The following is a 12,695-nucleotide window of genomic DNA, read 5'->3' as shown; positions in this document are numbered from 1 at the left end:
CTAGCGCAAATCAGGTCGGCAGCAGGTCTTTCCACGATTTGGGAGTATGACCGGCGGCAACATTTGTCAGCGTCTGCACGTGCCCGTCGGGCGTCACGAACTGCCCGGTGTTCGGGTCGTAGGGCACCATCGCGACGGACGGTCCGTCGGATTCATTGCCGTTGACCGCACTCGGCACTGCCGGCACTCCCCCGCCGTGTGGCACCTCGGTAGCCGGCGGTGCGCCGGGGCCGGGTGCCGGTGCGACGGCGCCTGCCGGGGCGGCGGGGACGGGCACACCGTTCACCGAATTGCCCGGAGGCGGCGGAGGCAGTGGCAACGGCGAAGGAGGAGGCGGAGGTAGTGGCGGCGCCGCCGGTGCCGGTGCGATCGGGGCGTACAGCGGGTTGGGAACACCGGGCGGTGTTCCTGACGGCACCGCGCCAGGAGGCAGAGGGGTGCCCTCGAGGGGTGCGTAAATTCGCTCCTGGAAGTCGATCCGGTCATCGACGTCGAAACCCTGCGCGACGATGTTCGGATCGAAGGGGTATGGACCTGTCGAATGCTGGCGCAGCGCCGTGGGCTTGAAGCCCTCGGGGTCGTTGCACAGTTCCACGGTCGGGGCGCGCTTGCCCGGGTGTGCCATGCACGGATAGTTACGGGCGCCGCGTACCCCGATCGGGGAGTCCTGAGGCAGCTTGCAGTACAGGTCATCTGGCGTGTCGATGACGGTCGTGTCGGCGGGTGACCGCCACTGCGACGGCGGCAGGAAGCCCACCGTGCACGGCACCGGATCGGAGATGGTGAGCGAGAAGTCGCTGAGGGCCAGCCCGGTGGGATTGTTCTTGCCGAGACCGAAAGACTGCTGGGCGGACAGGGCATTGGGGAAGACGACCAGGAGTTGCTCTAGCGACGGGTTGTACGTCACAAGGATCTGGCCAAGCGTGGTGAGGTTCGCCAGCAGCACCGGAAGCGTCGGCTTGATCTGGTTCAGTAGCCCGGAGACCTCTTGCGCGAAACCCGGCCCGCGTTGCAGCAGCGCGCGGATCTGGGGATCGTTCTGCACGAGTTGAGCGCTCACGCCCTCCAAGCTGCGTGCCCACGTGCGGATCGAATCGGCGGTCTCGGCTTGGGAATCAAGCAGCGGCCCGCTGTCATCGATGAGGCTGCGCGATTCTTCGGAAACACTGTTCAGTTGCTCGGACAGTGTCGCACCGGAGTCGAGCAACGAGCCGAAGTCCGGCCCCGCGCCGTTGAACGCCTTGAACGTTTCGTCGAGCAGGTCGGAGATCCGGTCGCCGGGGATGCTGTCCACCAGCGTGCTGAGTTGGTCGAGCATGGGACCGACCTGCTGCGGAATCGTGGTGTCGGACACCGAAATCCGCGAGCCATCCTCCAGGTATGGCCCGGAATCGGTGCGTGGACGCAGATCCACGTACTGCTCGCCGACGGCCGACACGCTGAGGACGTTCGCCTCGAGGTCGGCAGGGACCTTCGGCGACGTGTTGAGTGACAGCACCGCTTCGGCACCGTTCTCGGTGAGCGCCACCGACTTGACCTTGCCTATCTGCACACCTCGGTACGTCACGTTCGCGAAGCGGTACAAACCGCCCGTCGCAGGCAATTCCATCGTGACGGTCAGACGTCCGACGTTGAGCAAAGTCGGTAATTGCATGTAGGCGAACAGCATCACCGTCACACCGATGATCGACGCGATCGTGAAGATGATCAGCTGGTTTCGGACGAAGCGGGTCAGCATCAGCCGCCACCTCCCGCCGGCGATGCCGGCAATTCAGCTCCCGCCGGCGCGGCAGGTGCAGGCGTCGCGGCTGCCGCCGGCGCGGCGGGCGCGCCCTCGAGACCGTACGGCCCGGCGAAAATCTGCGATTCCTGCAGCGTCGGTTCGGGCCCGAACTGGGGCCTGGCCGGCGGCGGCGGAACGATCGGCAACACCGGTCCGTACATGGTGGTGATCGGCTGACCCGGATTCTGCTGCCCGGGGTTCGCGATCGGCGGAGTAATTGCCACCGTGTCGCTCGGGGGCGGCGCAACTCCGACCATGATCGGGTCGTACGCATAGTTCATGAAGTAGGGGTCACCCGGCGCCGGAATGAGCTTGGCGTTCTCATCACCCCAGCGGGTTCCGAGCAGGATTCCCCGCTTGAACCGCGGGTAGGTCAGGTCGAACGTGGCGAGCAGGTTGATGTAGTCGCCCTTGGTGATCTTGTCGGCGAAGGCCGGGCCGTATGGGAACGCCGTCGCGAAGATGAGTGCCTGGCTGAGATCGGGACCGATGTCTGCGAGCGACTTGAGCGCCGGCTCCAGGCCCTGCAGGTTCTTCACGAGATCGTCGCCGGCGTCATTGACCAGCTGGGTGGCGGTGTCGCTGAAGGTCCCCAGCTTCTCGAGCGCCGTCGTCAGGTTGGGCCGTTCCTTGACGAGCACGTCTATGGCGGGCGGTATCTCGCGCAACGCCCGGTCGATCACCTCGCGCTGGTTCGCGAAGGTGCCCGCCACGCGGTTCAACTCCTTGATGGATTCGACGATGTTGTCGCGCTGGGCATCCAGCGTTCCCACGAAATCGTTGAGGCGGGTCAGCAGCTCACGGATCTCCGGCTCGCGCCCGGATATCGCAGCGCTGAAGTTGTGGATGACATCACCGATCTGCCCCAGCCCGCCCGCGTTGACGATGGTCGACAGCGAGGCCAGCGTCTGCTCGGTGGTGGGATAGGTCGAGGACTGGTTCAAGGGCAGGGTGGCACCGGGCTGTAGACGACCGCTCGGCTGTTCGTCCAGCGGCGGATTCAGCGCCAGATGCATCGATCCCAGCAGGCTGGTCTGCCCCACCGACGCCACGGCGTTCGCCGGGACGACCACATCTGGCTTGACGGATATCTCGACGTTCGCATGCCAGGCGTCAACGGTCGCCTTGCCGACACTGCCGACGATGACGTCGTTGATCATGACCGGCGAATTCGATTCCAGCGTCGCGACATTCGGGACCTGCACGGTGTACTGCACCGAGTCGGGCCCGCGGCCGACCGCACCCGGTAGCGGCAGCGAGTTCACACCCTGATACGCACAACCCGTCATCGTCAGAGCCAAGCAGCAGCCCGAAACGACCATCACCTTCACACCGTTGCGGCGGATCATCACGGCGCTCCTTCCGCAGGCAACGGCGGCCCCGGCGGCGGCGGGGCAGCCGCGGGGGTCGGCGGAAGCAACATGTTCTGCACCGACGGCGCCGGGCCGGTCTGGATATTGGGCGGCCCCGGGATGGGCGCGCCCGGGAAGAGCGCGGGCGACGGGATGGCGGCCACCTCGTCGTGCCCATATAGCCCCCTGGGCATGTCGGGCAGTCCGACACCACCGTAACCGGGCGGCGGTGCCACATCCCCGGCGCCGGTGTAGGCCGAGACTGGAGGCAACGGCTCGGGAGGATCACCCGGACCCGTTCCTCCCGGCGCGAGCTTGGGATCGGTGTAGATGAGACTCTCCGGTTTAGGGCTGGGCCGCAGGTAGGGATTGATCGGCAGCGGCAGGTTGTTGAAGTTGAGCAGTCTCAACGCCGGACCGAGGTACTGCTCGCAGAGCTTCGCGGTCTCGGGCGCCGTGGTGTTGGCGACACCGCCGATCATGCCGCAGACGAACCACACCGGATTCGAGAAATTGACGAAAGAGAACGCCCCGGTCACTCCGCCGGTCGGCGGATAGTAGATGTTCTGGTAGTTGGCGATCGCGTTGGGTGCGACGTGCAGAACGTTCTCGAGCGGCATACGACTGTCGACCAGGTTTTGGGTAACGGCGGCGAGGCTTCTGATCTGCTCCGACGTCTGTTCGCGACTGCCCGCCACAAAACGTTGCACCTCGCCGATCGCGACCGACAGGTCCGACAGCGCTGCATCCAGATCGGACCTGCTGTTGTTCACCACGCTCGTCAGACTGGCCAACCGGTTCTGGAACATGACGATCTGCTGCTTGCTGTCACGCAGCGCGCTCACGAAAATCTGCAGGTTCTTGATGATGTCGACGATGTTGCCGCTGCCCTCGGCGAAGATCCGTGCGACGCCGGACAGTTCAGCCAGCGTCGACCGAAGCTTCTCACCGTTGCCGTCCATCGCATTGGCCGCACTGTCGATGAACCTGCCGACAGACGTGTCGGTGACTGCGCCTTGCGACCCGGGCTTCGGCCCCAATTCGGTTGCCAGCCGCATCAATTGGGTCTTGACCTCGTCCCATTCGACCGGTACAGCGGTGCGGTCACTGGGAATCACCGCGCCGTCGCCCATCTGCGGTCCGTCGCCCTGGCGGTACGCCGGAGTCAGCTGCACATAGCGAGCCGCGATCAGGTTTTGCGCGACGATCACGGCCTTGGCACCGGCAGGTACCGGTACGTCACGGTCGACGTCGAGGACCAGCTTGGTCTGCGTGCCCTCGGGTTCGATGCTCTTGATGGTGCCGACCTGGACGCCGGACACCCGCACCTCGTCGCCGGGGTAGATGGCGGTCGCGGTTGGGAAATAAGCGGTGATGGTCTTGGGTCCAAAGAAAACCTGGCGCACCAGGAAGACCGCTCCGGCCACCAGTACGACGGCCAGCAGCACGGCGACCCACGTCGCCAGACGCTTACGGGTTGCCATCATCGGGCAGGTCTCCTGGTTGTGGAATTCCGTTGACGGGGAAGGGAAGTTCGGCGCGTGGCCCAGCCGTGTCCGGTGGCTGTCCGATGTTCTCGCCCCGCCTGAATCCGAATGCGTAGTCCAGGAACGGCTGCAGCAGCTGCGCCGGTTGGATGTTGGGGACCAGCGCGTTGTAGTAGGCGCCGTTGGCCACGATCTCGCCTTGGGTCACCTCGTACTTACGAAGCCCCGCGAGTGACTTGGTGATGTTGTCACGGTTCTTCTCCAACATCTGGTTGACCGCATTCATCTTCTCCAGCGCCGGGGCGAGTTCCTGTTCGTTCTCGGCGACGAGTCCGGTCAGGTTCCGCGACAGAGCCGAGGTGTTGGCGAGCAGTTCGACAATCGCCTGGCGCCGGTCATCGAGCACACCGAGTAGATCGTTCGCATTGAGGATCAGCGAGTTGACCTGCTGGCTGCGTTCGGACAGTATCCCGGTCACATCGCCAGCGGTCTTCAGCAGCTCCGCCAAGCTGTCGTTGCGGCCATTCAGTGATCTCGACACCCGCGACAGACCGTCGAACGTCGGTCCCAACTGCGGTGCGACTTGATCAAGCGTCTGCGCCAACGTGTCCAATGACTGGTTGAGAGTGTCGGTTTCGGTGCCCGCGGTGTTCGCGGTCAGCTCACTGACCGCGTCGGTCAACGAATACGGGGACGAGGTCCTGGTGACCGGGATGACCTGGTTCGGCGCCAACGTGCCGCTGCCTTCCGACTCCATCGCCAGCACACGTTCGCCGAGCAGGGTGCCGGTGCGAATGTGTGCGGTGGTGTCCGAGCCAAGCGCGTATTTGCCATCGATCGTGAAGCCAACCAGCGCATCGCCGTTCACGAGTTCGATCGACGACACCGAGCCGACCTTGATTCCGGAAACCGTCACATCGTTGCCTGCGGCCAGACCACCGGCCTCGGTGAACAGCGCTTGATACCGCAGGGCAGTGGCCCAGGAATACAGGCGCTCCGGCTGCAACCCGATCGCGATCACGAGGATGATCAGCACAACGCCGATGAAACCCGCCCTGATGAGGGAAGACCCGCGGTACTTGTTCATTCGTCCCGGCACCTCCCCGTCTCTTGCCTGATCCAGGGGAACTGGACAGTGCGGCCCTCGAGATCGCTTGCCCGGAAAGCGATTCCGCAGATGTAGTACGGGAAGAACGCACCGTAGGAACCCACCCGGGCCAGCTTGCGATAGATGTCGGGCAGTCGCTGGAGCGTGGCGTCGAAGGTGGCCTTGTCCGCATCCAGATATTCCGCGAGCCGTTTCACCTGGTCGACGGTCCCGTCCAGCGGAGGCCGTGCCTGGCCGAGGAGATCACTCAGTGAGGCGGTGCCGTTGTCGAGCGCAGTGATCGCCTCACCGATCGGGTCGCGATCCTCGGCAAGGCCGCGCACCAGTTGTTCGAGCTTGTCGATCGCCTCGGTGAACTGCTCACCGTCGTCGGAAAGCGTTTTCAACGTCGTTTTGAGTTCGTCGATGAGTTGCTCGATCACCTGATTGTTGTCCGCCAACGCATTCGTAAACGACGATGACCTGGAGAACAGCGATTCGATGGTGCCCCCCTGGCCCTGCAGAATCTGCACCAGCGATGCCGAGAGTGCGTTGACATCCTGCGGGTTGAGGCCCTGAATGACCGGTTTCAACCCGCCGAGCAACAGGTCGAGGTCCAGCGCGGGCGCCGTGCGGTCGATGGGTATCCGAGCGCCCGCGGGCATGATCTTCGTCGATCCGGGTGCGTCGACGAGCTCGAGGTAGCGGTCGCCAACCAGGTTCAGGTACTTGATCTGCGCCCGTGTGCCGTCGGTCAGCTTGATGTCCCGCCCGGCGTCGAACTTCACCAGCGCATTGCGGTCGGCATCCAAGGACACGCCCTGCACGGTCCCTACGCGGATGCCGGCGACACGCACCGTGTCTCCGGTTTCCAGCCGCGATGCGTCCTTGAAGACCGCGGAGTAGTCGTTTGTGGCACCGGTTCTCACTTCGGCGAACGTCGCGAAGAGGAAGGCCGTCAACAGGATCATGACGATCCCGAAGATGCCGAACTTGATGAATGTTCCCCGCATTCGCGTCACCCCGGCATTCCGGTCATCGCGCTGTTCCGCGGCGGTCCCCCGATTGGACCGAACAGCCATTGCTTGAGCCCGTCGGAGTTGAGCAGTATGCCCTGATTGCCGTACTTGAACGGGTTCGACCCGGTGTCAGCCACCAGGAACGGCGGCTTGAACTCCGCCGGCACATTGGGCAGGCCGAGTTCCTTGCAGAAGGAACGGCCGCCGGTAGTGGCTGCGACCTTGGGCAGGTCCTCAGGCCAGCGGTAACGCTCGGTACCCAACGTGAGTCCGGCATTGAACATGATGTGCGAATACTGGTTGATACCTTTCACGAACGGGACCAGACCTCCGATGGTGCAGCCCAGCGTCTCGTGGTACAGCCCCGCAAGGGTCGTTGTCGGCACGAGCAGCTGCAAGACATTGGTCAGGGCCTGGCGGTTGCCGCCGATCACCTCGTTACCGATGTCAGCCAAACCGATTGCACTGATGAGGAATTCGTCGAGGTTCTGCTGTTCCTCGACGATCGAGTTGCTGAGCCGAATCGAGTTGTCGAAGATGCCGATGAGATCGGGCGCCGCATCACCGTAGGCGGCGAACGCCGGCACAGATGCCTCGATGTCGTGGGCCAGGTTCGGCAGGCTCGAGTTGATCTTGGCCAGAAACGCGTTGAAGTCCTCGAGAGTGCGGCCGATCTTCTCCCCGCGGCCATTGAACGCGGTCGCGACCGCGCCGAGGGTCTCGTTGAGTTTCGCCGGATCGATCTTGTCCAGCACGGTGACAAGCTGCTGGAAGACGGTGTTGATCTCGGTGGTGACGTGCTGGCCCTGGATCACCTGTCCGCCATGCAGTTTCTCAGCCGAGGGGTCCTTCGGCGGGACGAGTTCGACGTACTTGGCGCCGAACACCGTCGTCGACGTGATGTCTACATCGACATTGGAGGGAATCAAGTGCAGCTGCGACGGGTTCATGTCCAGCTTCAGGACGGCCGAACCGTCGGGTCGCGTCGCGATCGAGGCGACCCTGCCGACTTCCACGCCGCGCATCTTCACCTTGGCGTCAGGGTTCATCACCAAGCCTGCGCGTTCCGAAACCACTGTCACCGGAACGGTTTCGGTGAACGAGCCCCGGAACAGTCCGATTGCCAGCGCGACGACAGCCACAATCGCGACGATGGCGGCGAGCCCGGTCAATGCGCGCGCGGTGGTTGAGTTCATGGCTGTTTGTCGCTTATCCGGAGAGGTTGAAGTTGCCGTTGGAGCCGTAGATGGACAGTGAAACCAACAAGGTGACCGAGACGACGACGATCAGGCTGGTGCGTACCGCGTTGCCGACGGCGACACCGACACCAGACGGTCCACCGCTGGCGAAGTAACCAAAATAAGTGTGGATCAACAGGATCGTGATCGCCATCAAGATCGCCTGCAGGAACGACCACAACAGGTCGATCGGGTTGAGGAACGTGTCGAAGTAGTGGTCGTACAGGCCGCCGGACTGACCGAACAACACCACGGTCGTGAACTGGGAGGCGACGAAGCTCAGGATGACCGCGATCGAGTACAGCGGGGTGATCGCAATCATTCCCGCGACGATGCGCGTGCTGACGAGGTACTCCACCGGCCGGATCGCCATCGATTCCAGTGCGTCGATCTCCTCATTGATGCGCATCGCCCCCAACTGAGCGGTCACGCCCGCACCGAAGGTGGCTGCCAGTCCAATACCTGCAACCACCGGTGCGGCGATACGCACGTTGATGAAGGCCGCCAAGAACCCGGTCAACGCCTCGATACCGATGTTGCCCAGCGACGAATAGCCCTGCACGGCCAGCGTCCCACCGGCGGCCAGCGTCAAGAATCCGACGATGACGACGGTGCCACCGATCATCGCCAACGTCCCGGCACCCATGGAGATCTCGGCGATCAACCGGATCACTTCCTTACGAAAGTGAACCATCGCATGCGGTATTCCACCCAAGGCCTTCAGGTAGAAGATCATGTGGTCGCCGATGCCGCCCAACCACTCGACCGGACGCCGCGCGCCCCGCGCGAGCCGCGGATACGTCGACTTCAGGACCGTCGTAGTTCCCATCGCGCTATCCCGTCGTCATCCGGATGCCGATGGCCGTCACGAGGACGTTGATCACAAACAGCGCCATGAATGCATAGACCACCGTCTCGTTGACCGCGTTGCCTACCGCCTTGGCGCCGCCCCCGCTGATGACCAACCCCCGATAACAGGCGACCAACCCAGCGATCAGACCGAACAGCGCAGCCTTCACACACGAGATGATGACCTCGGGCACACCGGTCAACAGCGTGATGCCTGCGGCGAACGCACCCGGGTTCACGTCCTGCACGAACACCGAGAAGAAATAGCCACCCAGGATGCCGATGATCACCACGAAGCTGTTGAGCAGCAACGCCACCAACCCCGCGGCCAGCATGCGCGGAGTCACCAGCCGTTGCACCGGGTTGATGCCAAGCACCTCCATCGCGTCGATCTCCTCGCGGATGGTGCGCGATCCCAGATCCGCACAGATCGCCGTCGAACCCGCACCCGCCACGATCAACACCGTCACCAGCGGGCCTACCTGCGTCACCGCGCCGAACGCCGCACCCGCCCCCGACAGGTCAGCCGCGCCCAACTCGCGAAGAAGAATGTTGAGCGTGAAGCTGACCAACACCGTGAACGGAATCGCCACCAACAACGTCGGCGCCAACGCCACCCGGGCGATGAACCAGCACTGGTCCAGGAACTCGCGCCACTGAAACGGTCGGCGAAACACGAACCGCACCGCATCGGCCGACATCGCAAAGAAACCGCCGACAGCCTGCATCGGACCCGCGAAGCTGCTCAGCTGCGGCAATCCCGGCGACCACCGCTCCGGCCCGCTACCCCGCGCCATAGGTGGCTCCTCCCGCGATGGTCACTGCCGACACCCCCGCCGACCGAAAGCAATTGTGCACCAACTTGATCTGCGCCCCGCGCCGATCTTCCCGGTGACAGTTGTGACGTCCGATTCGATGAGTTTGTAGCCCCCGCAACCCCTCGGCGAACCCGACACCTTCATAGCCGATCAGCGCGTTGCCCGCGTCGGAATCGTGAACATCCGACATGGGGCGTACCCCAGTTCGGTGCAGTACGTCGATACCGATCGAAGTGACGTAGGGCATTTGGGCTGTATCCCTGGCCTCTCTGATTGTCTAGGTGACGGCCCCGGCCGTCTTCAGTTCGATGATCCGATCCCAATCCAATCCAAGTTCCAGCAAGACTTCGTCAGTTTGCTCCGCAAATCCCGGAGCGGGGCCAGATTGAGGCGCACTGACGTCAAATTGCACCGGGTTCGCGACCAGTTCGAGTTCACCCGCGGGCACCAGGTATTCATTGGCGCGGATCTGCGGGTCTTCGACAGCCTGCAGGGTGTCCTGCACAGGCGCCCACGGTCCGAGCAGCGTTGAGAAGCGCTGGCTCCACTCCACCAACGGACGCTTGCTCATGGCCTCCTTGAGAATTTCGGCGGCGGCTTCGGTGTTCTCGGCGATCGACTCGACGGTGGCAAACCGCGGGTCGTCGGCAAGCTCATCGAGATCCATGTGCTTGCACACGTCCGCCCAGAACTTGGTGGGCTGCATCATCACAAAGGAGATGTAGCGGTCGTCGGCCGTCGCGTAGAGCCCGACAAGCGGATTGATCGGTGATCCGTGCACACCCGGAGGGAAGGCCTCCATCCGCTGACCGAGGTGCTTCGTCAATGCGACCGTGTGCCCGAGCGACCACAGACCGCTGCCCAGCAGTGAGACGTCCACGACCGACGGCTCACCGGTCCGCTCACGCTTGAGCAGCGCGGCGGCGATCCCGCCCGCGAGGTTGGTGCCCGAGATGGTGTCGCCGTAGGCGGGCCCGGGCGGTCCGACCATGCCCGGTGTCCCCGGCGGCGTGATGGTGGCCGCGGTGCCCGCCCGGCACCAGAACGCGGTCATGTCGTAACCGCCCTTGACCGACTCCTCACCACGTGGCCCCAGTGCACTGCCCCTGGCGTAGATGATCTTCGGGTTCACGGCGCGGATGTCGTCGACGTCGATGCCGAACTTCTGCCGATGTCCCGGTAGGAAGCTCGTGAGGAACACGTCGGCGCGCCGTGCCAATTCCAGCAGCACCTCTTTGCCCTCGGGCACAGTCATGTCGAGACCGATGCTGCGCTTGCCGCGGTTGGCGTGCTCGATGTTGGGATTGGGATCGCCCTCGACCCGGAGTAGCCCGGTCTGGCGCAGTCCGCGTTGCGGGTCGCCCGTCACCGCGTGCTCGACCTTGATGACGTCGGCGCCCCACTCGCGTAGCACGGCGCCTGCCGACGGCACGAAGCCGTACATCGCGACTTCGAGGACGCGGATCCCGTCCAGTGGTGCGCTCATCAGCCGACCACCGTCGCGAACGTCTTCGACTCGAGAAACTCCTCGAGCCCCGCGGTGCCCATCTCGCGTCCGATGCCCGACTGTTTGTAGCCGCCGAACGGACTGTCGGGGCTGAAGTAGTTGCCCCCGTTGATCGAGAAGGTGCCCGTTCGAATGCGGCGGGCCAGCGCGAGCGCACGGTCCTGGCTGCCGAACACCGCACCGGACAACCCGTAGATCGAGTTGTTGGCGATCCGCACTGCGTCGTCGTCGTCTTCGTAGGCGATGACGACGAGCACCGGACCGAACACCTCTTCCTGAGCGATCTCGCTGTCGGGGTCCACGTTGGTCAGCAGCGTCGGGGTATAGAAGTAACCCGGGTCGACCTTCTCGCCTCCGGTGACCAGCGTGGCGCCCGCCTCGACGGCGCGCTGCACCATGCCGTCGACCTTGTCGCGCTGTTTGCCGCTGATCAGCGGGCCCATGTAGGTCGAGGGGTCGGCTGGGTTGCCATAGCGCACCAGTGCGAAATTGTTTTTGATCATCTCGACGATCTCGTCGTGGTGACTCCTCGGCACCAGCAGCCTCGACGTCAGCGCGCAACCCTGACCGGCGTGCGAGACCATGCTGAAGGCCGAGAACAGCGCCGCGGTGTTGAAATCGGCATCGTCGAGCACGATCGCCGCCGACTTGCCGCCGAGTTCCAGAAACACCCTCTTGAGGGTGTCGCTGGCCGCCGACATGATCCGCCGGCCGGTCGGTGTGGAACCGGTGAAGGTGACCATGTCGACATCGGGGCTGGTGGTCAGCGCGGCACCGACCTCGGGATCGGCGCCACTGAGGACGTTCACGACGCCGGCGGGAATGTCGGTGTGGTTGGTGATCAGCTCCCCGAGCGCCAGGGTGATCAGCGGGGTGTCGGGGGCGGACTTCAGGATCACCGTGCAGCCTGCCGCGAGTGCCGGCGCGAGCTTGGCCAGCGCCAGCTGGTTCGGATAGTTGTAGGCGATGATCGCGGCGACGACGCCGCCCGCTTCTTTCTCCACCCAGCGGTGATGCTGCATGCCCCGGCTTTCGATGTTCCCGAGGTCTTCGGTCATCGGGTACGTCTTCAACAGGTCTGCGTAATAGCGGACGATCGCGATCGGCTGGTCCAGTTGAGCGCCCTGGCACAACGCTTCGGTCGCGCCGACCTCGGCGATGGTCAGCGCGGCGAGTTCGTCGCGGTGGTCGACCAGCGCCTGGTGCAGCTGTTCGAGGCAGCGGATCCGCAATTCGGTATTGGTCGACCAGTCGGTTTCGTCGAAGGCGCGGCGCGCGGCGGCGACCGCCGCTTGGGCGTCGCCGACGGTGGCGTCCGGCGCGTGGCCGAGCACCTCACCGGTGGCCGGGTTGAGGGTGGGAAACGTCCGAGACGTATCGAGTAACTGCCCGTCTATCAGCAGCCGCCGATCGGCACCGTACGCGGCGGTGTCGGTGGCAGATCCGCTACCCGAGATGGTCGTTTCCTGCATCATCCTCCTCAGCACACAGCCCGATGTGATGGAAACTTCATTCTCATCACCGGCGAATCATACATTCGTAGCAAGAGAACTCA

The 12,695-nt window shown here is 64.1% G+C and carries 11 protein-coding genes; all 11 read right to left on the bottom strand.

The features are described from left to right. Positions 1-10: 10 nt before the first annotated feature. The 11 genes from BST47_RS11920 to BST47_RS11870 all read right to left on the bottom strand — a co-directional run bounded on the left by BST47_RS11920 (position 11) and on the right by BST47_RS11870 (position 12,612). Positions 11-1,738: an MCE family protein gene (locus BST47_RS11920; protein WP_083125747.1), complete on the bottom strand. Its 1,728-nt coding sequence runs from the start codon at positions 1,736-1,738 to the stop codon at positions 11-13. After that, a complete protein-coding gene (locus BST47_RS11915) occupies positions 1,738-3,132 on the bottom strand; it encodes an MCE family protein (RefSeq protein ID WP_083125746.1) in 1,395 nt (464 codons plus the stop codon). Before BST47_RS11915 ends, BST47_RS11920 begins: the two co-directional genes overlap by 1 nt. Beyond that, positions 3,132-4,622, bottom strand: a complete 1,491-nt coding sequence (locus BST47_RS11910) for an MCE family protein (RefSeq protein WP_083125745.1) — start codon at positions 4,620-4,622, stop codon at positions 3,132-3,134. The genes BST47_RS11915 and BST47_RS11910 overlap by 1 nt, the downstream gene beginning before the upstream one ends. Then, a complete protein-coding gene (locus BST47_RS11905; RefSeq protein ID WP_083125744.1) occupies positions 4,606-5,709 on the bottom strand; it encodes an MCE family protein in 1,104 nt (367 codons plus the stop codon). Before BST47_RS11905 ends, BST47_RS11910 begins: the two co-directional genes overlap by 17 nt. Continuing rightward, positions 5,706-6,731 (bottom strand): MCE family protein, encoded by a 1,026-nt coding sequence (locus BST47_RS11900; protein ID WP_083125743.1) that lies wholly within the window; start codon positions 6,729-6,731, stop codon positions 5,706-5,708. Before BST47_RS11900 ends, BST47_RS11905 begins: the two co-directional genes overlap by 4 nt. Continuing rightward, complete coding sequence (locus tag BST47_RS11895; RefSeq protein ID WP_083125742.1) at positions 6,728-7,924, bottom strand: MCE family protein; 1,197 nt, start codon at positions 7,922-7,924, stop codon at positions 6,728-6,730. The genes BST47_RS11900 and BST47_RS11895 overlap by 4 nt, the downstream gene beginning before the upstream one ends. Positions 7,925-7,937: 13 nt before the next feature. Continuing rightward, positions 7,938-8,795: an MlaE family ABC transporter permease gene (locus tag BST47_RS11890; protein WP_083125741.1), complete on the bottom strand. Its 858-nt coding sequence runs from the start codon at positions 8,793-8,795 to the stop codon at positions 7,938-7,940. A gap of 4 nt (positions 8,796-8,799) precedes the next feature. Next, the gene (locus BST47_RS11885; protein WP_083125740.1) at positions 8,800-9,612 is read right to left on the bottom strand and encodes an MlaE family ABC transporter permease; all 813 of its coding nucleotides are present in this window, start codon (positions 9,610-9,612) and stop codon (positions 8,800-8,802) included. After that, a complete protein-coding gene (locus tag BST47_RS11880; RefSeq protein WP_083125739.1) occupies positions 9,599-9,823 on the bottom strand; it encodes a hypothetical protein in 225 nt (74 codons plus the stop codon). The genes BST47_RS11885 and BST47_RS11880 overlap by 14 nt, the downstream gene beginning before the upstream one ends. An 87-nt stretch (positions 9,824-9,910) precedes the next feature. After that, positions 9,911-11,119 carry a CaiB/BaiF CoA transferase family protein gene (locus tag BST47_RS11875; RefSeq protein ID WP_083125738.1) on the bottom strand — a complete coding sequence of 403 codons (1,209 nt, stop codon included), beginning with the start codon at positions 11,117-11,119 and terminating at the stop codon, positions 9,911-9,913. Continuing rightward, positions 11,119-12,612, bottom strand: coding sequence for an aldehyde dehydrogenase family protein (locus tag BST47_RS11870; protein WP_107528942.1), 1,494 nt, complete (start codon positions 12,610-12,612; stop codon positions 11,119-11,121). Before BST47_RS11870 ends, BST47_RS11875 begins: the two co-directional genes overlap by 1 nt. Between the last annotated feature and the right edge of the window lie 83 nt (positions 12,613-12,695).

This window comes from Mycolicibacterium tusciae (genome assembly GCF_002086795.1).
GTDB classification, from domain to species: domain Bacteria; phylum Actinomycetota; class Actinomycetes; order Mycobacteriales; family Mycobacteriaceae; genus Mycobacterium; species Mycobacterium tusciae.
Note: the sequence above shows the minus strand (reverse complement) of the source record. Positions and strands in the feature narration are given on the sequence as shown.